The sequence below is a fragment of the Alteromonas sp. ABV2_168 genome (assembly GCF_056161165.1).
The window spans coordinates 598,585-621,427 of the sequence record NZ_JBSWYQ010000001.1 but is presented as its reverse complement, the minus strand read 5'-3'; the positions used below and the strand labels follow the sequence as shown (position 1 = coordinate 621,427).

The 22,843-nt window shown below is 50.3% G+C and carries 16 protein-coding genes; 13 read left to right on the top strand and 3 right to left on the bottom strand.

Annotation, left to right across the window (positions count from 1 at the left end; genetic code table 11):
• Nucleotides 1-77 precede the first annotated feature (77 nt).
• The 4 genes from ACXAH4_RS02715 (at nt 78) to ACXAH4_RS02700 (ending at nt 5,656) form a co-directional block, all read left to right on the top strand.
• A complete protein-coding gene (locus tag ACXAH4_RS02715; protein ID WP_474880617.1) occupies nt 78-3,104 on the top strand; it encodes a TonB-dependent receptor in 3,027 nt (1,008 codons plus the stop codon).
• 76 nt (nt 3,105-3,180) lie between these two features.
• Entirely contained in the window at nt 3,181-3,495 is a 315-nt protein-coding gene (rhaM, locus tag ACXAH4_RS02710; RefSeq protein WP_474841499.1) for an L-rhamnose mutarotase, read from the top strand.
• 160 nt (nt 3,496-3,655) lie between these two features.
• Nucleotides 3,656-4,711: an aromatic ring-hydroxylating oxygenase subunit alpha gene (locus ACXAH4_RS02705; RefSeq protein WP_474880615.1), complete on the top strand. Its 1,056-nt coding sequence runs from the start codon at nt 3,656-3,658 to the stop codon at nt 4,709-4,711.
• A 135-nt stretch (nt 4,712-4,846) separates the two neighbouring features.
• On the top strand, nt 4,847-5,656 hold the full coding sequence (locus tag ACXAH4_RS02700) for a hypothetical protein (protein WP_474880613.1): 810 nt from the start codon (nt 4,847-4,849) through the stop codon (nt 5,654-5,656).
• Nucleotides 5,657-5,736: 80 nt separating this feature from the next.
• Here ACXAH4_RS02700 and ACXAH4_RS02695 read toward each other — a convergent pair whose 3' ends face one another.
• From ACXAH4_RS02695 to ACXAH4_RS02685, 3 genes are read right to left on the bottom strand one after another with little or no spacing between them, the layout of a single operon-like run.
• The gene (locus tag ACXAH4_RS02695; RefSeq protein ID WP_474880611.1) at nt 5,737-6,894 is read right to left on the bottom strand and encodes a serine hydrolase domain-containing protein; all 1,158 of its coding nucleotides are present in this window, start codon (nt 6,892-6,894) and stop codon (nt 5,737-5,739) included.
• Nucleotides 6,873-8,309, bottom strand: a complete 1,437-nt coding sequence (locus ACXAH4_RS02690; RefSeq protein WP_474880609.1) for a glycoside hydrolase family 28 protein — start codon at nt 8,307-8,309, stop codon at nt 6,873-6,875. Before ACXAH4_RS02690 ends, ACXAH4_RS02695 begins: the two co-directional genes overlap by 22 nt.
• Complete coding sequence (locus ACXAH4_RS02685) at nt 8,299-9,093, bottom strand: DUF1961 family protein (protein ID WP_474880607.1); 795 nt, start codon at nt 9,091-9,093, stop codon at nt 8,299-8,301. The genes ACXAH4_RS02690 and ACXAH4_RS02685 overlap by 11 nt, the downstream gene beginning before the upstream one ends.
• Before the next feature lie 171 nt (nt 9,094-9,264).
• Here ACXAH4_RS02685 and ACXAH4_RS02680 point away from each other — a divergent pair, with 171 nt between their 5' ends.
• The 9 genes from ACXAH4_RS02680 (at nt 9,265) to ACXAH4_RS02640 (ending at nt 22,833) form a co-directional block, all read left to right on the top strand.
• On the top strand, nt 9,265-11,970 hold the full coding sequence (locus ACXAH4_RS02680) for an exo-rhamnogalacturonan lyase family protein (RefSeq protein WP_474880605.1): 2,706 nt from the start codon (nt 9,265-9,267) through the stop codon (nt 11,968-11,970).
• Between the two features lie 268 nt (nt 11,971-12,238).
• The gene (bglB, locus tag ACXAH4_RS02675; RefSeq protein WP_303572053.1) at nt 12,239-13,345 is read left to right on the top strand and encodes a beta-galactosidase BglB; all 1,107 of its coding nucleotides are present in this window, start codon (nt 12,239-12,241) and stop codon (nt 13,343-13,345) included.
• Between the two features lie 26 nt (nt 13,346-13,371).
• Complete coding sequence (locus ACXAH4_RS02670; RefSeq protein WP_474848226.1) at nt 13,372-14,919, top strand: MFS transporter; 1,548 nt, start codon at nt 13,372-13,374, stop codon at nt 14,917-14,919.
• Complete coding sequence (locus tag ACXAH4_RS02665) at nt 14,900-16,249, top strand: oligogalacturonate lyase family protein (RefSeq protein ID WP_474880603.1); 1,350 nt, start codon at nt 14,900-14,902, stop codon at nt 16,247-16,249. The genes ACXAH4_RS02670 and ACXAH4_RS02665 overlap by 20 nt, the downstream gene beginning before the upstream one ends.
• An 11-nt stretch (nt 16,250-16,260) precedes the next feature.
• Complete coding sequence (locus ACXAH4_RS02660; protein ID WP_474880601.1) at nt 16,261-17,022, top strand: glucose 1-dehydrogenase; 762 nt, start codon at nt 16,261-16,263, stop codon at nt 17,020-17,022.
• Nucleotides 17,023-17,098: 76 nt separating this feature from the next.
• Nucleotides 17,099-17,872, top strand: a complete 774-nt coding sequence (locus ACXAH4_RS02655; protein ID WP_474880599.1) for an IclR family transcriptional regulator — start codon at nt 17,099-17,101, stop codon at nt 17,870-17,872.
• Nucleotides 17,873-17,882: 10 nt separating this feature from the next.
• Nucleotides 17,883-18,890, top strand: coding sequence for a sugar kinase (locus tag ACXAH4_RS02650; RefSeq protein WP_474880597.1), 1,008 nt, complete (start codon nt 17,883-17,885; stop codon nt 18,888-18,890).
• Between the two features lie 50 nt (nt 18,891-18,940).
• Nucleotides 18,941-19,729, top strand: a complete 789-nt coding sequence (locus ACXAH4_RS02645; RefSeq protein WP_119502768.1) for a DeoR/GlpR family DNA-binding transcription regulator — start codon at nt 18,941-18,943, stop codon at nt 19,727-19,729.
• A gap of 482 nt (nt 19,730-20,211) precedes the next feature.
• On the top strand, nt 20,212-22,833 hold the full coding sequence (locus ACXAH4_RS02640) for a M14 family metallopeptidase (RefSeq protein WP_474880595.1): 2,622 nt from the start codon (nt 20,212-20,214) through the stop codon (nt 22,831-22,833).
• Nucleotides 22,834-22,843 lie beyond the last annotated feature (10 nt).

Sequence of the window (22,843 nt, the reverse complement as noted above, 5' to 3'; positions counted from 1 at the left end):
CGATGTAAACAAAATATTAAAAACATGTACGGAAGACTTACATCGAACTTGGCCGATAACAGCAAATCGAGGTTAAAATGAAAAACTTCAAGGACAACAGAAGAAACACAGGGCAAAACCCTACCCTTGCCCGCAAGCCACTTGCCACACTTATTTCAAACATACTGATTGCAGGATCCTGTGCGTCTCTTTCACTGGCAGCAGTGCCGGCATTTGCACAGCAGAATACCGCTACGCAGCAGGAAGACGCCATTAAGGTGTCCGCTACTGCTAATGCCAATAACGCTGAAACTGCAGAAGCAGAAAATGCAGATGACGAAACAGAAGTTATTGAAGTCAAAGGTATCCGTTTCAGTCAGCGTGGCGCTATCGATCGTAAGAAGATGGCAGGCACCATTATGGACTCCCTTGTAGCTGAAGATGTCGGCCAGTTCCCCGACAAAAACGTGGGTGAAGCCCTGCAACGTATTCCCGGCGTTCAACTTGACCGTGATTTTGGTGAAGGTGCGTCAATCAGTATCCGCGGTGTTGAACCCGGCTTGCTCCGTGTAGAAGTGAATAATGTATCAGCCCAGGGCTTCGGCGGCGACCGTGGTGTCGACTTCCGCGCCATGGCGTCAGAACTCATCCGCTCACTGGATGTAATTAAAGGTTCAGAAGCCCGGCTAACTGAAGGGGGTATCGGTGGTACCGTGCAGGTTAACACCCGTAAACCTAACGAGTTTACTGAGAACTTCCTGTCTGTGAACGCCGAAGGCCAGTACAACGACCTTACAGGCGAGCCCAATAACCGCTTTAACTTTGTTGGCGTATACAAATTTAATGAAGATTTTGGTGTACTGGCGAACGTAACCAGTGAGAAAAAGAACACCATGATCCATGCTATCCGGAATACCGAGTGGATGCTGTTCGATGATTACGACAACACCGCAGAAAAGACGTTCGTGAATCAGGATTTTGCAGATATTACTGACAAAGCAGACTGTGCCACATCCAGTGATCAGGACATGTGTGAGCAACAATGGTATGACTTCTCTCCCCGTATTCCCCGCTACGGTATCTGGGGTCGTGAGGAAGACCGGATCAGCGCCAACCTGATGGTACAGTACCGTTTCAATGATCGTTTCCAGACACATGTGGGTTACACCTATAACGATCGTGACAAGACCGCAACTGACCTGAACCTGCACCTTGAATCAGGTTCCGCCGCCCGTGTCGATCCGGCATCTGTAGTGGTTGATGACCAGCACAATGTGACCTATTTTGAGACCATTGCCGCCGGTGTAACCAACCGTACGCTGAATTTCGCCTGGGATCAGACAACGTCTATTTTCGAAACCGGGTTTGAATATGATGCCGATGTGTGGAGCGTAGAAGGCTTGCTCTCCAAATCAGACTCTAAGCAGGACATAGATTCCCGGGATACACACATTACTGCCGAAGGTCTTGCTGGCATTGCTGTTACGCTGAATGATGAAGGCATGCCAGAATGGGATTTCAACGACGGGTATTTTTATAATGCCGATGACCCTACCGATACCTCCGACCGTTTTGATGTAAACGACCCGGGCAGCTACCGCTCACGCTCACGCTATAAATATGCACCGCATACCGATGAATCAGACGAAACCATGGCAAAACTGGATTTCACTTATGTGCCGGATTCAGATTTCATCACTATGGTGCGCTCCGGTGTGCAGTACACGAAACAGGAGCAGATCAACGCCGATTATCAGTACAACATCATTCGTGATGTGGGTCAGGTATATAATGGTGTTGAGTGGACCGTTGATGACCAGATTGCGCTGATCAGCGGCAATACTTTCCAGTCAGATGAGTTGTTTGACGGCTATGATTTACCGGTAAGTACCGTAGGCTCTTATCAGGCCGTTGATACCCAGCCTTTCATCGATGCAATTCAGGCCATTTCGGACGACAACACAACCCGTGAAGATCTCGATGTGCGTTCGGGCAACTACGACGTATCGGTAGAAACCCAGGCCATCTATCTGCAGGGTAACTTCGAGACTTACGTAGGTGAGATGCGTCTTTGGGGTAATGCCGGTGTGCGTTACGTTAAAACGAAAACGGCTGCAAACGGTAACGTTTGGGAACGGATTATTGTTGACCAGGTTGATGAGAATGGTGATGTTCTCACTGACCCAATCACCGGCGAAGACTTAGCAGGTGTGGAAGATCCGGATCATCCGGAGGATTTCGAGGGCCGTAAAACTGTTGACGGTGAATACAGCGACACGCTGCCAAGCATTAACGTGAACCTCGGTATCATTCCTAATGAGCTGGTGCTTTACATGGGTGCAGCAAAAGTCATGTCACGGCCAAAAACCACCGACCTGAACGTGAACGCTGACTGTACCATTTATAAAACACGACGCTCTGTCGAAGATGATATTCACGATTACTGTACTGCCGGTAACCCCGCTCTGAATCCGTATCGTGCGAATCAGTTTGATATTTCACTGAACTGGTATCCCGATGAGAACTCAGTCATCTCCGGTGCTTACTTCATCAAAGATATCACCAGTTGGATCATTGATGCAGAAACCCGTTTTGACGTGGACTTCTTCGGCGACGGCCGTCTGTTTGATGTGCGCCAGAAAATCAATGGCTCAGGTGTAACCACCAAGGGTATCGAGCTTCAGGCTTCCACTGTATTCACCTGGTTGCCGGCGCCCTTCGACGGCTTCGGCGGTAGTGTGAACTACACCCGCATGTCTGCTGATGATGTTGGTTTGTTCAACCAGTTAAACGGTGAGGAACTGCCCTTCCCGTCACAATCTGAAAACAGCTATAACCTGACTGCGTTCTATGAAACGGATATGTGGAGTGTTCGCCTTGCATACAACTATCGCGACGAATACCTGGCATCGCCGGCAGACCGATCCGGGAACCCCGTCTTCGTTGATGATTCGGGGTATCTGGACGCAAAAATTGTATACAACGTCACAGAAAACCTGCGCTTATACGCTGACGGTCGTAACTTAACCGGTGAAGTGAAAACTTATACTGCAGGCCCGCACCGTTTATCAGATCTGCAGTGGTCCGGACGTGAGTACGCTGTAGGTGTGACTTACCAGTTCTGATACCGACATAGTTAACTTTGTTACATAAGGCTTCCTGACAGGAAGCCTTTCTTTGTTTACTTACCAGGAGCTACCTTTGGAAACCATCGCATTTGTTATGCAATTACGCCCCGGTTTTGAAGCGGAATATGAAAAACGCCATGATGAAATATGGCCGGAGTTGGTGACGCTATTGAAAGAAGCCGGAATAGAAGACTATTCCATTTTCCTGCATCCGCAAACGCTGCAACTGTTCGCCACACTTAAGCGCCCGGAAAATCACAAAATGGATACCCTGCCAGAGCAGGCAATAATGCAAAAATGGTGGGCGTATATGGGCGACATTATGGACCACAATCCCGATAACAGCCCCGTCAGCGTGCCACTGAAGCCGGTTTTTTATCTCAGGTAGAGCAACACTTGAGATTTCGGTTAGCCGCACCATTTTATTTAAAAATTATTCTTTACGCGGACTCATTTACAGAGTAAAAATGCGCCAAATTCGGGTAAGCCGGATCCTACTCTGCCAGCCAGTCTTGCAGCTTACTTTTTTGTCATTGCCGGAGAACTCAATGGCATTTCAATATCCGCCGGTGAAGAGCTATTTCGACGCTGCATCATGCGATGCTGAGGTTAAGTTTGCCTTCGAAAAAGGGCTGCGTTATGCAGGCCACACTCTTATGGTACCCGAAAAGTTCAGCTACTTTACCCTGCCTCACCTGCATGATCGCTACGTGCTTTTTAATCAGGGTGATGGTTACGACATCGTGTCGAATGTTTGTCTGCACAGACAGGCAAAACTGCTTGAAGGCGCAGGGCGCACACGAAATATAATCTGTAAGTTGCATTGCTGGGGCTATGACAACCTGGGCACGCTGCGTGGCACACCGCAATTTGGCGAAAAGCAAACCGGTGCACTGAAAAAAGAGTCACTGGTGAACTGGCACGGCTTACTCTTCCGCGACCGCGCGCCGGACATGGACTTAGAAGCACTGGGTCTTAGCAGCTACATTAACTTCGATGACTATTTTTTCGCTGATCTGGAAACGGCCCGCTATAATTTTAACTGGAAGACATTCATCGAGATTTACCTGGAAAATTACCACGTATTCTCTATGCACCCGGGTTTAAAACAGTACGTGAAAGCCGATGACCTGCAATGGGAATTTGGCAATGATTTCTCAGTTCAGAAAGTGGGACTGGGACAGGATTTACTGAAAGCAACAACACCTTGCTACCGCCATTTTCAGGATGCGCTGGCTGAGCGCTTCGCCGGCAACCTCCCCCGGTACGGTGCGATTTGGTGCTTTATCTATCCCAACATCATGATTGAGTGGTATCCCGAAGTACTGGTTGTCAGCACTGTATATCCGGACGGTCCGCGACACTGTACTAACCACGTAGAGTTTTATTATCCGAAAACATTCCACGCAAAATCGCCGGAATACTTCACGGCAGAGAAAAACGCCTACATGGAAACCGCTGAAGAAGATGAAGTAGCCTGCACACTGCTGGAAAAAGGTCGTGAAGCGCTTTACCTTTCAGGCGAAGAAGAATTCGGCCCGGTAGACAGTTTTCTTGAAGCCGGTGTTGCCGGTTTTTATGAGTTTTTGACCCCGGCTGAGTGATGAGTATATTGGTGAAGTATTGATACCTCTACCGAATAGTCAGTAACCCGTTCATATATAGGAGAACTCACCTATTCAATGTCGCTGGTTAATGTTACTTTTTTCTAAGGAAGAAAAGCGACAAGGAAAGTTAAATTGAAAATAAGCCTCAATTCTCAATTCAAAAATGCACATTCAACGACAGGTGCGTTTTTAAAGTCTTTAATTCTGGTCACTGCTATTGCATGCACATTATGTCTGGCTGCATGCAGCGATAACAGTGATAATGTTGACGCAGAACAAACTGATGATGTGACTGGCATCTGGTTTGGTCAGGCAACGACAGTTGAAGGTGACCAGGAAAACGTAGTATTGGCAATTGCCCCCGGAGGGACTGCAGTTCTGTTTGCTGAAGAGTCCCTCAATATGTTTCTCTCTAACGGGGTTGTCAGCAGTAATGAATTTACCTCTGAAGATACTATGTACTATCCCAGAGACGGTATGACGCGATATGGTTCCGTGCAGGCAAGTGCTGACGATGGAAAGCTCGATGGAGTAGCCCATCTGTCAGGTTCGGTTATTGAGTTCTCAGCTACGAAGCTTGTCGCACAGGATACAATTTCTCTCAGGGACATCGCAGGTAATTATTCGAGGACGTCGACAGATGAGTTTTCTACTTACACCCTCTCTGTTGCCATCGACGACGACGGTATGATCAGCGGCTCCAATAGTGTTGGCTGTCTTTATTCCGGAAATGTCGAACCTGTTGCCGGAATCAATGCTCTTTTTAACGTATCTATCAAGGTCGAATCTTGCTATGAAGACCTTGATTATCACGGCTTATTAGCCTTCGGAGTGTTCCCTTTCAACTATGACGGTGCCATAAACGAGAGAGAAGGAATTGTGATAGTTTCAGAAGACGAGTCAAGAGCATACCCGATGCGGCTATTCAGCCCTCAAAATTGATAGGGATCCGCAGAGTGCAGAAACAATCTTCGTGACTGCACTTTAAACAACCTTTTTTGGAAAAGCAGAAGAATAAAGATTCAATAAACAGAAGCATCTTCTCCTTCCCACAAACCTGAATCTGACAAGATTTGGAACATGGGATAAGAGAGCGCATTCGCGTCGAGGGAAGAACTGTTGCACATCGCAACAACCGACGTATTGGTGTCAGGCCTGCGAATGTAACTGGTACTGGTGCCTAACCATCCTCCATTATGAAAGAAAAAACGACCATCGGTATATTGTCCGTTCGCGTAATACCATTTTCCCTCCTCTGTATCGGGAAAATCGCCGTTAGGCGTATTCATCAGATTCACAAGTCCTTCAGGGTCTTTTCCCAGTTTTGGGTCTGAAAAATGGTTGTCCCATAGCAACATATCATCCAGTGTTGTAAACAGCCCGCCATCACCTGTGATATAGAGGTTAGTCATGAAAACCTCCGGTCTGCTGTTCTTTGCATCCATGCGGTATCCATACGCCCGGTTTCCAATCACCTCACGCTTGTCATCTGCAAAAAAGGTATCGTGCATACCTAAAGGATCAAAAATCCGCTTTTGGGTGAATGATCTGAAAGACATTCCACTCACTCTTTCAACCAGTAAAGTCAGAATATTGTATGCAAAGTTGCTGTATCGCTGTTCCTTTTCCGGTGCGATCAATAAAGGCAAGCTTTTGAGCATTTCGTAATATTCATCATTGGATAAATAATCCTCGTCGCCCAGGCGAAATGCGTTACCTGCTGAAGACAACAACGGTTCTGATAGCAATGTTTTAAGCGTGTCGTAATCTCCCATACCGGCAAAATGGCCCAGCATGGCATTGATTGTTACTGTGTGTTGGTACTCATGGAGTCCGGGCAGGTATTTTCTTATGTCATCACTCAACGCTATCGAACCGTCGTCCTCAAGCAGTAAAACAGCAAAGGCCGTGAATTGTTTAGAGACAGACGCCATTCTGTGTTTTGACGTGGAAGTTAATTCAACGGAATGTTCAACGTTAGCCATACCATAGCTTTTTTTAAACAAGAATTGCCTGTTTTGAATGACGCCAACAGAGCAACCGGGGCCGCCGGGACTTATCATGCCCGATGCGATCCCGTCTATCTTTAACCCGAGCGCTTGCAGCTCATTGTTTGCGTGACTGGCAAAAGAAACCGCCAGCATAATGAGTAAAGCATTTAATTTTGTGAGTTTTGCCATGAAAATCCATTTACATTGCTATTCTGAACCGCCTCTTCGCGGGTGTTTTCTGCAACCACATTGCTGAGTGTGACGTTGCTGACGGGCATTTCTGCCTGGCCTTCTATCTTACACACATACCCGGCTTTGCCCACCCGGACGTTCTGCAAATGAATGCCGGAGATAGTCGTCAGTTTGCGCTCGTAAGTGGGTACAAGATCTTTCCACTGATACAGTACATCTGTGGCTATGGTCAGTGCGCCGCCGTTGATGGCAGGTGCGATGATATTCTGTACCACTATATTTCGTACATAACCTCCTCTGCGCTCATTGGTTTTAACCAGCACCAGATTGCCCGTGCCTTCATACTTAAACGCTGCGCCGCCTTCAAAATGGCAATCATCAACAAACACATTTTCAATGCCACCGGATAATTCACTGCCTATGGCGATTAGCTGATGAGCCCGCTTTATCCGGCAATGCCGGATAACCACGTTTTTGCACGGCATGTTTAAGCGCCAGGCGTCCTGATTTCTGCCAGCCTTAATGGCTATAGCATCATCCCCCTGGTCAAACTCACAATGTTCAATCAGCAGATTCTGTGTCATTTCAGGGTCAACGCCGTCATTATTGTGCCCGTGCGCTTTTACTGAAACGCCGCGGATAACAACATGCTCACTCATGTAAGGATGCAGTACCCAGAACGGGCTGTTTTCGATATCAATATCTTCTATCAGCACGTGTTTACAACGATTGAAATGCACGAAGTGAGGACGCAGGTTGGCACCTTCATAATCCATTTTGCGCGCTTCCACCGGCTCTCCTTTCGCTGCCATATGATAAAGGTTGGCCAGCGCCTGCATATGTTCAGGCGGACGCTTATACCAAATTTTCCAGGTATCCAGGTTGGCAAAAAGCTTGCCTTCACCGCTAAGCGCAATGTACTCGCATCCGTAAGCGTAAATAAGCGGCGAGTAGTTATAACACTCCATGCCTTCCCAGGATGTTTTTACAGCGGGTAAGTAATCTTTCGGATCCCCTGAAAAAGTAAGCTGAGCACCTTTCCGGACGTGCAAATTCACAAAGCTTTTTAAATGGATTTTACCGCACACCCACTCACCCTGAGGAATAATCACCCGCCCGCCACCAGCCTGATGAGCGGCATCAATTGCACTTGCGATCGCCCGGTTGTTGGCGTGCTTATCACCCGCGATGGCACCAAAGGCGCGGATATCAAACTCCGGCGTATGAGCAAAGTCGGGAACAATGATATCCGGCATAGCAAAAGGCGTATTGGTCTTAAACGACTGCGTATTCATACCGGCCCGTGATGAGTTGATAACTGAAGATTGCTGACATGCAGCCAGCAAGGCTGCTGACGATGATGCGAGCAGGAAGTCCCGCCGGGAAAGACTTTGTTTATTGTTATTCCCCATGGCCAGCTCCTTTTAGCGCCCAAATTTTCAAATCGCGGTACTGAAACTTTGTCCACTGCATTTGCCGGATGCCGAGTTTCCCGCCCTGTAACGGCGGGCCGGTGTCGATACCGTCCACCACCGGCATATCATCGGTGTAATCGATAACGGTGCGCCCGTTGATTGAAAGTTGAATATGATTCTTATGTTTCACTAAGCGAATATGATTGATGCGGGTCTCTGTTGCCGCTATGCCGGGCTCACCTTGTTGCAGTAACGAGAATGTGTTGTTTTTTCGCAGGTTAGCGTGCCCCCTTGCCGGATTGTGCGCAGCGTTCGCGTAATAAGAAATATGGTAACTGCGAATATCCCCGTTGGTATATTGAGTGAATGTGCCATCCCTCGGAGTAAGGCTTGCATCAAAAATATCTTCACCATTTATACCTTTTGCGGCAAAAAACACGATAACCAGTCCCGCATCGGTTTTCAGCGCCTGCGCATTCCACTCTGCAATGAAACTGTCAGGCAACGTCTCAGGCATCCAGAACACATGGTGACCTGCTTCGTCGGGCGACCACATTTGCATCCAACCATTCTGAAAGGCTGCCCGGCCCGGGCCTTCCATACGCCAGCCCGCCATATCCACCTCCCGGGATAACGGATTTTGATAAATAATGTCGCCTTTTGTCCATTTTTCTTCCACCACCTGTGCACTGGCAGTCATCCCCGGTGATGCATTACCACTACAGCCACAGGCCAGAAAAAATAAAGCGCCTGCAGCAAAATACGTTCTGACTGAAACCATACTCCCTCCGTGTGCCATAACACTATTTTTCAAATGTGAAACTCTTTGACGATTCACTGGCAATCACAACCGGTCAAATAGTGTTATTTTCGTTCTCGTATGATAGAAGTTAAACAAAGATTAACAAGCGGTTAATATTTTTAGTTTCAGATTTGGTATAAAAGGAATCTCATGGACAGACGGCAATTCATCGTTAACAGCAGTATGGCGGCGTCCGTACCTTTTGCATTGTCAGCAACAGGTTGTGCTTCAACGGTAGCGGGACAGGCAGCAGGGCAACAGGCAATAAAGCCGGTAACGCGACTGCCCGGAGCACTGAGCTGGCTGGAGGGAGAACAACCCGCTTATCAACCGGGCACCACGTTTGGCTATCCCTGGCCCCGCGGCGAATTACAAGCTGAAACGCCGTTGTCGATGGTTCATGAATCAGGCACGCAGCTCCCGCTGCAGTCCTGGCCCACCGCTTACTGGCCCGATGGCTCGGTTAAGTGGACTGCGCATGCTATTCCGGCAGACGCCCGATGCGGTGATGCGTGTAAAATAGTGAAAAGTAAACCCGCCACGCCTGCTAAGGCGGTATCCGTTGATGAATCGAATCAGCACATCAATGTAAACACCGGTGTCATACAGTTTTCTGTTCCCAAAAAAGGTTCGTCGTTAATCAGCACGCTCTCCCGCGATGGCAAAGTAACGGGGAAAGACGCCAAACTGGTGGGAATGCGAAAAGCGTCGCCTGATAACGACGCCACCAATGAGCATTTTGAATCTCAAATTCAACAGGTCGTTGTGGAACAAAACGGTCCGGTGCGGGCGGTAATTAAAGTAACCGGCATAAACCGCACTGCATCACAACGTGACTGGCTACCTTTCACGTTACGCATGTATGCTTATGCAGGCGGTGAAACCGTACAACTCACCCATTCATTTATCTTCGACGGAGATGCAGAATCCGACTTTATCAGTGGTTTAGGTCTCAGGTTTAACGTGGTGCAAAGAGACGAGCTTTACAACCGCCACGTTCGCTTAGTGGGCGCAGACAACGGTTTGTGGGGCGAGGCGGTAAGAGGCATCACCGGGCTGCGCCGTGACCCGGGTGAAGCGGTCCGGAAAGCGCAAATTGAAGGTATAGCTCTGCCACCTGAGTCAGAGTGGGATGAACGGGTAACCAGCCGTTTGCATTACATTCCCGTGTGGAACGATGTCACCCTTACCCAGACAACGGCAAACGGTTTCGAAATCCGCAAACGTACCAAAGCCGGGCATGGCTGGATTGGTTCAGATCAGGGGCATCGTGCCAGCGGCGTCGGCTACCTGGGAGGCGTGTCCGGCGGGATCCTGTTTGGCATGCGGGATTTCTGGCAATTACACCCGGTGCAAATTGATTTGCGGGACACCGGTCAGGATGAATCCTCTGCCACTATCTGGTTCTACTCTCCTGAAGCCCCCGCGATGGATTTACGTTTTTACCATGACGGCATGGGTCAGGATACCTACGACAAACAACTCGATGCCCTGAATATTATTTACGAAGACTATGAGCCCGGATTCGGCGATGCTCATGGTATTGCGCGCACCACAGAGTTTACTCTGGCCGTAACCGGCAGTACGCCATCCCGCCAGCAAACTATTGATATGGCAGCGGCAATTCGCGAACCGGCCAGACTGATTGCCGCACCGCAGGACTACCTGGCAGCCAACGTATTCGGCGGCTCCTGGAGCCTACCGGACTCATCAACCCCTGCCATGAAGAAAATTGAAGATCGCCTGGCCTGGCAAGTGGAATATTATGCCGGGCAAGTGGAGCAACGTCACTGGTACGGATTCTGGAACTACGGCGACATTATGCATACCTACGACAGCGACCGGCACGTGTGGCGCTATGACATAGGCGGATATGCCTGGGATAACTCAGAGCTCTCGCCGGACCTGTGGCTCTGGTACTCCTTCCTCCGCACCGGCGATCCCACCACCTTCCATCTGGCTGAAAGAATGACCCGCCATAACCGTGATGTGGACATTTATCACGCAGGCCGCTTTAAAGGATTAGGCACCCGTCACAATGTGCAGCACTGGGGATGCAGTGCCAAGCAAATGCGGATCAGCACCGCGTCTTATCGCCGTTTTCATTATTTCATTACCGGCGATGACCGCACAGGTGATGTGCTCAGCGAAGTGACGGATGCAGATAAAGCGCTGGCCGTGCTCAACCCCACCCGCAAGGTAGAAAGGACAAACCCGATCCCCGGCCTGGCGAAAATGGGAGCCGGCACAGACTGGGGCTCTGCCGCCGCAAACTGGCTGACTGCATGGGAGCGTACCGGCGATGATAAGTACAGAGCACGTCTTGCGGATGCCATGACAGTCATCGGCAATCACCCTCAGGGCTTTTTCGCCGGAGCATTTGGGTATGATCCTGAGAAACAGGCGTTAGTACCCTACCCTGAAGCTGACCCAACCCTGTCTCATTTAAGTTCAGTGTTCGGCCTCATCGAAATGTCCACAGAACTAAATCAGCTCATCGATATTCCGGCTTACCGGGAAGCCTGGCTTAAATACGGCCGGCTTTACAGCGCGCCGGATGAAGAGCAGGAAGCTGCGCTGGGGAAAGTGATGCGCGGCAACAGTCTTACCGTGGCCCACTCGCGGTTAACCGCCTATGTGGCTGCGCAGGAAAATGATCCTGAACTGGCCAGACGCGCCTGGAAAGAATTCAGGCAGGAATGGGGAGGAGAGAAATCCATTGGCACAACCCGGGTAACGGGTCCTGATGTGCTAAACCCCGTTGATGAAGCCGCCTGGGTATCGACAAATGATGCCGCCCAGTGGGGCCTGGCCGCTATTCAGAATCTGGCGCTGGTGAAGTCAGCACTTTCATAGAATGACGCGCTTTCACCGGTAAAGCGCAACAGTGTGTGGAAAAGGTTTGTGTCAGTCAAACCTACCCTTCGGGCGGCAGTTTTGCCGCCCTTTTTTCAACGTCCTTCCTTTTTTGATTTCACTTCGCTGAACCCTCTGTTTCAAATGTGAAATTAATGTCACATATTTTAACATTTCGATGTTAAGCCAATGTAAATCGAGGTAACGTGATTGAAATTGATTATTTCGGTAACGCCGTTACCCGTTTGGTTTTAAAGAAGGACTTATCATGCCTGCATTAGTTAACGACATCGCGTATTCCACCGTCCGGCAGAACATAGACAAACTCATCGATAATCTGGTGAACATCACCGATGAAACCGGAGAATTCTTGCTAAAGCTGGAAGACGGCAGAGTGATAGACACCAAAGGCTGGAATGACTGGGAATGGACCCACGGCATTGGTTTATATGGCTTGCTTAAATATTGGGATATCACCGGCGACGATAAGGCCCGTGAAATTATAGAAGACTGGTTTGCTAACCGCTTTGCAGAAGGCACTCCCACGAAAAACGTCAACACCATGTCGCCGTTCCTGACACTGGCATACATGCAGGAACGCACGGGCAACCGCAGCTACCTGCCGTATCTGGATGTGTGGGCAGAGTGGATCATGGATGGTATTCCACGCACTGAGGAAAATGGTATTCAGCATATTGTTTTCAACTCGGTAAACTACCAGCAAATGTGGGATGACACGCTGATGATGAGTGTTATGCCGCTGGCAAAAATCGGCTTGTTACTCGACCGACCTCACTATGTTGAAGAAGCTAAGCGCCAGTTTATGGTACACACCAAATACCTGGCTGATCGTAAAACCGGACTATGGTTCCACGGCTGGACATTCGACGGCCGTCACAACTTCGCTGACGCACTGTGGGCCCGTGGTAATTGCTGGGTCACCATTGCCATTCCTGAGTTTATAGAGCTGTTGGATCTCCCTGAAACCGACGCACTGCGATTGTTTTTGATTGAAACCCTTGAGGCTCAGGTCAAAGCGCTGGTTGAAACGCAGCATGAAAGCGGTTTGTGGCACACACTACTGGATGACCCTACTTCTTACCTTGAAGCATCTGCCGCAGCCGGTTTCGCATACGGCATCTTAAAAGCGGTACGCAAAGGCTACATCAGCGATGAATACCGTCCTTGTGCAGAAAAAGCCATTAAAGCTGTGCTTGAAAACATCGATGAAACCGGCGAGTTACAGCAGGTCTCCTTTGGTACGCCGGTGTTTGACACCTTACAGGGCTACAAGGATATTCCGCTGACGTCGATGCCTTACGGCCAGTCCATGGCGATTCTGGCACTCGTTGAGTACATGAACGCATACATCTGATTGATTTAATCAAGGAGGAGCGCACCATGGCACGACGCGAGCTCAAACCGGTAAACTACGTAGCATACGGCCTCAATGATATTCTCGGGGCCGGCTCCATGGCCGTGATAAGTGGCTGGATATTATTTTTCTATACCACATTCTGCGGCTTGTCAGCCGTTCAGGCCGCCAGTATTTTCGCCATCGCCCGTATACTCGATGCAGTGGCGAGCCCGCTTATTGGTCATATTTCTGATGGATTAGGCAATACTAAACTGGGGCGTCGTTTTGGGCGACGCCGGGTATTTCTTATCTTCTCCATTCCTCTGTTACCCAGCTTTGCATTGATGTGGGTAAGTGGTCAGCATTATCTGTACTACCTCGTGACGTATGTCTTCTTCGAGCTGGTCTACGCGGCGGTCATCATTCCTTATGAAACCCTTGCTGCAGAAATGACAGATGACTATAAGAAAAAGGCTAAACTGGCCGGTGCCCGCATCCTGACGGGTCAGGTGTCAGCCATCCTGGCCGGCATTCTGCCAAGCTGGATAGTCAGTGCAGTTGGCGGCAAAGAGTCAGCCTCCACCTTCTTAATCATGGGTGTCATTTTCTCCGTGCTGTTTATGGTGGTTGTGTTCACCGTATGGCTTTTCACCTGGGAACGTGACGTCAAAGAAGTCGGAGAGCAGGAGCTGACCAAAGGCAAAGGCTGGACGGTTTCCGGCACGCTTAAAGCGCTGTACACCAACCTTACCTCCACTATGAAAATCCGTGCCTTCAGGCTCCACCTGGGGATGTATCTGGGTGGTTACATCAGTCAGGACGTATTTAATGCCGTGTTCACGTATTTCGTAGTTTTCGCTATAGGCGGCTCTGTGGTCATTGCATCAGAAATGATGGCCGTAACCTATGTTGCACAGCTCTTTGCCGTCGCAGTCGCGATCCCCATGGTGATGAAATTTGGTCCCGCCCCCAGTTACCGGGTTGCCATTTTGCTTTACATCATTGCCATTGTGTCTCTGGTTGCCATGTATATCACCACCGATAACTTCAACTTCATGTGGCTGATGCTGGGCGTCATTGTTGCCGGACTAGGCCGGGGAGCACTGAACTACATTCCCTGGAACACATACAATTACATGGCTGATGTGGACCAGATTGTGACCGCCCGACGCCGTGAGGGCAGTTTTGCCGGCGTGATGACCTTTATCCGTAAAGCAACCCAGGCCGTTGCAGTGATGTCAGTGGGTATTATTCTGGAAGCCGGCGGCTTTATTTCCGGTGCAGAAACCCAAAGCAACCAGGCTATTTCCACCATCGTCCTGATGCTCGCCATTGGCCCGGTAGTAGTACTTATTTTCGGCTTTTGGGTCTCGACTAAATTTAAGTTATCCAAAGAAACCCACGAAGTGCTGATGAACGAAATTGAGCACTTAAAGCGCGGAGCAACCACACCGACAAGCGAAGAAAACAAAGCCATTGTCGAAGACTTATCAGGCTTCGCTTACCGCGACTTGTGGGGTAATAACACGGTTGGTATTGCACAGGACAACAGTTCATCAGCGGGGAGTCGTCATGAAAATGCCAATGTGTAAAACATTGCTCACCGCAGCGGTTGCCCTGATGGCCGGGGCTTTGTCTCCGGCAGTCAATGCTGAAGACATTCCTAAATCATGGATTGATAAAGACACCGGCCACCGGGTAATACGCCTGTCAGAAGAACCCGGGTCCCGCTCGCTGTACTTTCATCAAAATGCCTACAGCGCAGATGGCAACAGCATGGTTATTTCGGTGGATAACCCCAAAGGAATCGCCGTTGTTAATCTGAAAGACGGGACTGTTAAGCGACTGTTTGAAGACCCTGACGCGGGCATATTGTTCATGGGCCCTGCCAGCCGTGATGTATATGTGACCCGTATAGAAGGCGCAGGAAGTGGTGAAGTCGTTGCAAAAAATGAGCTGCAACAGCCCACAGAAGTTCTGGCTATCAATATAGACAATGGCCGGGTACGGCATGTTGCCACCGTACCGCGGGGAAAAATTCATTCCATCAATAAGGATGAAAGCCTGCTCATTGGTGCATTTGCAGAGCGCGAATACAGCATTGAATCCGGTCCCCGCCACGCCCGTTTCGAAGCACGCTATGAAGCGACCGGTAAAGATGGCAAACCGCTGACCTTTGCAGAAGCCAAAGAAGTGCGCATTAACGAGCGGCTGGAAGCACGTATTCCCATGGAAATGTTTGTGGTGGATACCCAAACCGGCGAACAACGAACCATACATAAAGCCACTGACTGGCTGAATCACATTCAGTTCTCCCCCGCTGACCCGGACAAAATCATGTTCTGCCATGAAGGCCCCTGGCATAAAGTGGATCGCATCTGGACGATGAATGTGGATGGCAGCCATATTCAAAAAATGCACACCCGCAGCATGAATATGGAAATTGCCGGTCATGAGTTCTTTGACCACAGCGGTAGCCGTATTTTCTACGACTTACAAACACCCCGCGGGGAAGTGTTCTGGTTAGCCAGTGTCGATCTTTCCTCAGGAGAGCGTATCTGGCGGCACATGCCAAGGGACTACTGGTCAGTGCATTTCAACATTTCCCCCGACGGCAAGCTGTTTGCCGGTGACGGTGGCGATGAAGAAATGGTTGCCAGAGCCAAAGACGGTAAATGGATTTATCTGTTCAGGGATGAACCAATAAACGATGTGGCCGGGATCAGTGCCCCTGATGCAGCGTCATTGATTAAACCGGCAACCTTACAGGCAGAGCGTCTGGTCAATATGGCTGACCACGACTACCGCCTTGAACCTAACGTTACCTTTACCCCTGATAACAAGTGGGTGGTCTTCCGTTCCAATATGCATGGCCCGGTGCACGTTTACGCCGTAGAAGTGGCCAGAGCACAACAACCTTAAGGAAACCGGTTATGTCTGTTTCATTTGATCTAACGAACAAAACAGCCCTGGTGACAGGCGCGAGCCGTGGAATAGGTCAGGCCCTCGCCAGCGGGCTTTCCAGTGCAGGCGCCAGAGTGATCTGTGCCAGCAGCCGCGCCGGCGGGTGTGACGATACTGTTGCCCAAATCCGCGATAACGGTGGCGAAGCCACCGCATTGTCAGCCAATTTAAGTGACGTTGATGCAACACAAGCCCTCGCTGAAGAAGCGTTATCCGTGTATGGGGGCGTGGATATTCTGCTCAATAACGGCGGAACGATTTTCCGGGCACCGGCAACTGATTTTCCGCTGGATAAATGGCAGGAAGTGATGCGGGTGAATATTGATTCTGCATTTATTTTGTCGCAAGCCATCGGCAAAACCATGGTAGAGCGCCAGTCGGGGAAAATTATCAATATTGCATCGATGCTGAGCTACAGCGGAGGCATAACGGTTCCTGCCTATACCGCCAGCAAACACGCCATTGCCGGTTTAACCAAAGCGCTGGCCAATGAATGGGGCGCGCATAATGTGCAGGTTAATGCCATCGCACCGGGCTACATCCGTACCGACAATACTCAGGCCCTGCAGGATGATGAAAACCGCAGCACTGAAATTCTCAAGCGTATTCCTGCTAACCGCTGGGGCGAGGCGCAGGACTTACAGGGGGCAGCCGTTTTTCTTGCCAGCGCAGCGAGCAATTACATCAACGGACACATTCTGGCCGTGGATGGCGGATTCTTAGCCCGGTAACCCGTACCGGGCGGGATTGGCAGTTCCCTTCCGGCAGCGAATAAAGGTTAGCTACATAGCAAAAAAGGACACAGTTATGACAGAACGATATTTGATACCCAGTGTGGTGCATGCCTGCGAAGTTTTCCGCTTGCTGGCCAGCAGAGATCGCGGCATGACCATGCAGGAACTGGAAGCTGCACTGGATCTGCCAAGAACCACGGTTTTCCGTTTACTGCGTACGCTGGTTGCTGAAGAGATGCTGGAAAAGCGCGGCAAAATTTACTTCTGTGGTGCCAATCTGATGCAGTTGGGTCTGCAAATCATTCACTCAGATCGCATGCAGCAAATGGCCATTCCCCATATTCAGCGCCTGGCCCTGCGCTCCGGTCATACTGCGCATCTGGCTGTACCGAATCACGGTAAAGCGCTGATCGTCGAAGTGTTCGACAGCCCGAATCCGTTAATGGTATCCAAACGCCCGGGCGTAGAAGCCCAAATGCACTGTTCTTCAACAGGAAAGGTATTTCTGGCGTTTTTGTATTACGACAATCTGGAACTGTTGCTGGCCGAACATCCTATGGAACAGCATACGCCGTTTACCATCACTAACATCGCCGATTTGCGCAAAGAGCTTAACCGGGTCCGGGCATTAGGCTATGCCGTTGACGAAAGAGAATATAACAAGGACGTACGTTGTGTTGCTGTTCCTGTGCGCAATAGTCTGGGCACCGTAGTGGCATCGGTGGGTATCACCGCACCGGCCGCTGTATTTCCCAAAACAGCCGTGCCTAAAGTGGCTGAAATGGTTAAAGAAGCAGCCAGAGGCATCTATAAAGATGCCTATCAGCTTGAACGGGTAAGCAATTAGGTCGGTGCCTGTGACAGCAGATTCGCTTTTTAATACAACCATGCCACGCTGCCTGCTTGCCGGCGAAGTGATGGTGGAATTATCCCGCGCGGAACCCGGATTGTTCAGGCAGAGTTTTGCCGGCGATGTTTACAACACGGCGGTATATCTCAAGCGCTGCCTGCCCGACTGCGAGGTGAGCATGCTCACCGCTGTGGGGCAGGATCCGTTTAGTGTAGCAATGAAACAGGCCATGGGTGAGGAAGGCATCAACACCGGCTTCATACTCACACACCCCGAAAAGGGGCCGGGACTCTATGCCATTCATACCGACGCCAGTGGAGAAAGAAGCTTTCAGTACTGGCGCAATGACGCGGCAGCAAGGGAATGGGTAACGCTGTGGCAGCAAACCCTTGCCGGGTCAGAACCATCGCCTCTACCGCAGGCAGATTTAATTTACCTGAGCGGAATTACACTGGCAGTGCTGGATGAAACCCAACGGGCTTTATTGTTCGACTGGCTGCATCAGGCAAGAGAAAACGGTATCAGAGTAGCGTTTGATCCTAACTACCGGCCGCAACTGTGGGCATCTGTTGATGAAGCCGCAGTATGGACCCGACGGGCTTACCATATTGCTGATATCGCCTTTCCCGGCATGGATGAACACAAACTGCTTTTCGGTCACAAAGACTGTTTTGATGTGATGGATATTGTAGCTGACTGGGGCGTGAAAGAAGTTGTTGCGAAGAACGGAACCGACAAGATACGCGTGCTGTTTAATGAAACCATGGTGACCATTCCCGTGACACCGGTAGCCCATGTTGTCGATACCACCTCGGCGGGTGACGGATTTACCGGCGGCTATCTGGCAGCACGTCTCGACGGAAAAAGCGTCCGTCAGGCCGCGCAGCAGGGGGCTGACGTGGCGTCCACCATTATCCGGTTTCCGGGAGCCATTGTGCCGGAATCCGCTTTCACAGAGGCTTTAAACCGGCTCCACGACACAGAAACCACTGCCCGTCCGGAAACGGCAGGATAAACCGGGGTTCGTTGCCCCTTGTTATTGACGGAAAAATAAGAAGACCGCACATGCTTGAAAAACAACGGCATCAACTGATCATCAGCGCTCTGGATGAAACCGAATTTCTCAGCGTGAAAGATCTCTGCTCACAGTTAAAATCGTCAGAAGCCACCATCCGCCGGGATTTAGTCAAGCTGGCGGCACTGGACAAAATTCGCAAAATTCGTGGCGGTGCGCAGGTAAAAGAGAATGCGGTACGGGACAGCAAACCCGGGCTCTCTGCCAGCATTTTTGCACAGGACAGAAGCCGTAATGCGAACACTAAGCGGATGATTGCCAAAGCAGCCACCCAGCTCGTTCAGGACGGTGAGGCCATCATTATAAACGGCGGTACATCGACCTTTATGATGGCCGAGTTCCTGGCGGACAGAAAACTGAACATCCTGACTAACTCATTCATTCTTGCCCACGAACTGCTGGAAAGCAGCCAGAATCAGGTTGCCCTGCCCGGCGGACAGGTTTACCGCCACCAGAGCATTATTCTCAGCTCGTTTGAAAACGATACGACGCAAAAATACCGGGGCAGCATGATGTTCATGGGGTCACCCGGGGTCAGCGAATTTGGCATCATGGAAACCGACCCGCTGCTAATTCTCGCAGAACAGAAACTTCGCAAACGGGCTGACAAGCTGGTGGTACTGGCTGACAGCACCAAAATCGGTGTGAAGGGCAACCTGCTGTTCTGTGGCCTGGAGGAAGTAGACATTGTGATCACAGACAGCCAGGCCAATCCTGAAGCCGTGCAACGTATCAGGCAGCATGGCGTGGATGTCATGATTGTTGAGGCGTGTGGTTAGTACCGCGCCTCAGTGTTTTCCCGCCGTAAGCCCCTCCGCCCAACATTAGTGCAAGTTGCACTCTCCACGCTCAACATTCAGCTAAATAGCATATTTATTCACCGGAAAATATCTTGTATATATCTATAGAAACTGAAAACCCCGCTGCACTTTAACTGAAATATTAGTAAAGCCATCCTCATAATTACGAAATTCAACGCGATAAATAGGATACTCACACTATACAAAAGTATTAAAGGCAGAGTTATTGCACCCGCAATCCTTAAATGTATAGACCTATTAAAATACCACCTGCATAAGGATGCGATAATGAAAGCCACACATGTATATCAGCGGCAGTTCATCATATCCCAATGTGTTTGCCAGTAGCGCTCAACCCGGAACAGTTGGTATAACCATACGTAAAGACTTCTTCTGACGGACACTCAGGCAATGGCACTACAGTGCGGTTGCCGGATAACAACATTAAAAAAGGAACAAATATGACTATTTCCAACGGGGCGTTTTTCACAGCAAAGTCCGTTAAGTCCTTTAGAAAGCTGGCTCTGGGTTTGATGATCAGTGGCCTGCTTGGCACCTCTGCGCCGGTACTGGCACAAAACGATGCCATACCGGCTCCGGTTGATGTGCTGGGGCACGCGCCGGGTGATGATTTTTATCTGGCGAATTACGAAGATTCACTGAAGTATTTTCATGCGCTGGCAGACAGCACGGATAAAATGCAGATGTTCACGGCGGGTAAAACCACGCAAGGTAAAACCTTCGAATACGCCATCATCTCCACACCGGAAAACCTGGCGAAGTGGGAAGAGTATAAAGCCATTTCCCGCAGGCTGGCTGACTCCAGAGATCTGACGGATGAGGAAGCCCGGAAACTGGCTGCCACGTCAAAAATTATCGTTCATATTGATGGCGGCATGCACGCCTCTGAAGTGGCTGACCATCAGCTCCCTATCAAACTGGCTCATACCATGGTGACCCCGGGCGACCCGAAAATCAGCCGCATCCTTGACGATGTGATTCTGGTTTTATGGCCAACACTGAACCCGGACGGACAGGACATGGTGGTTGACTGGTATCGCCAGAACACCGGAACAGAGCACGAAACCAGCCCCATGCCGTGGTTGTATCAGGAGTACGTCGGCCACGACAACAACCGCGACGGCTATATGCTGAATATGACAGAAAGCCGCTCTGTCACCGCTCAGGTTCAGGAGAATGCGCCGGCGATTTTCTATTCCCAGCACCAGAAAGCGCCCTTCCCTGCCCGGATTTGGGTACCGCCGTTTTCAGATCCTATTTCAGAAAATATCGACCCGCTGGTACGACACTGGACCAGCCTGATTGGCATGCACATGATTGGCGAGTTCGAGCACCAGCAGTTACCGGGAGCTATCGCGCAGGCCCGGTTTGATAACTGGTTCCCGGGCTTTCTGGATTACACCCACGCCTTCCGCCACACTATTTCCTATTTCACGGAAACGGCTCTTCACCTTTACGCCACGCCCTGGGAATACGATGCCAAAGACTTTCCGGATAACCGCAAAGATCTGAAGCCTCAGGTGATGTATCCGTCTCCGTGGAAAGGCGGCAAATGGACGCTGGATGATGCCGTACACTATATGGAAGTGGCCTCACTTTCTACGCTGGATACTGCATCACGCTACCGCGAGCAAATCTTGTATGACCGCTATCAGTCAGGTCGCGATACCGTCGCCCGTTTTAAAGAAGAAGGGCCTTTTGCCTGGATAATTCCGGCTCAGCAACACGATTTATCAGAGGCCGGTGAACTGGTTGAAGTCATGCTGCGCCAGCAGATTGAAGTGTATCAGGTAAGCAAATCCGCTACATTTGGCGACACCAAAGTCGCTGCAGGCAGCTGGGTTATCCCCATGGATCAGCCGTTCGCCGGACTGGTACAGGAGTTGTTTGAACGTCAAACGTATCCCGCTACCTTTGTTGATAAAGACGGCCTTCCGGAAAATCTGCCCTACGATGCCACAGGCTGGACTTTACCCCTGCAAATGGGTGTGGATACAGTAGCGCTGACATCCAAACTGTCTGACCGCGACAAGAAGAAACTGAAAGCTGTTACAACCGTAGATCTGCCCTCCGGTATTGAAGGCCGCGGTAATGTTTTTGTTGCTCCTCAGAATCAGAATGCCAGCTTCGCCCTGATTAATGCAGCCCTTGCAAAAGGTGCTTCGGTAAGCCGCGGAATGCATGACGAGCAACCCGCATTCTTTATTTCAGGGATAGACAAAGACAGCGCTGAAGCGCTGGCCACAGCCCACGATGTTACTCTGCAAGGCACTTCCCGCGCACCTGAAAATGCGCAGGCAGTAGAAACAGCGAGAGTTGGACTCTACCGTCCGTGGAAACCGTCTATGGACGAAGGCTGGACCCGCTGGATATTCGAGCAGTACGGTTATAACCCGGTCACCCTGTACAACGACGATATGAAAGCCGGAGATTTACTGTCGAAAATTGATGTACTGGTACTGCCGGACATCGATTTAAGCTGGATCACCGAAGGCTTCAGTGCACCCAAGAGCGACAGCTGGTATAACCGTACCGGTGGTGCCACAGAAGATCCTGTACCGGCAAAATATGCCGGAGGCATTGGTTCAGAAGGTGCACAGGCATTACGGGATTTTGTTGCCCGTGGCGGTAAACTCATTGCCTTCAACCAGGCGTCTGATGCCGCTATCAGCTTACTGGGACTGCCGGTAAAAAATGTCCTCGCCGGTGTGGGCAGTGACGTTTTCTACTGTGCCGGTGCACTGGTACAAACCGAACTGAACAAAGAAGCTGACAGTGCCGCCACACAGGGCCTGCCGGATGCCCCGGTGGTGATGTTCTCACACGGTCCTGCCTTTGATACGTTACCCGGCTTTGACGGCACCATATTGTCTTCCTACCCTGAAGAAGGTGATGTATTGCTGAGCGGTGTGTTGCTGCACCCTGAAGCGATAAATGGCAAAGCGGCTGCTATGGAAGTGAATTACGGTAACGGCGAGGTGTACCTGCTGGGCTTCCAGCCTCAATGGCGCGCCCAGTCACACGGCACGTACAAGTTTATCTTCAACAACCTGTACAAGTAACGCCACAACG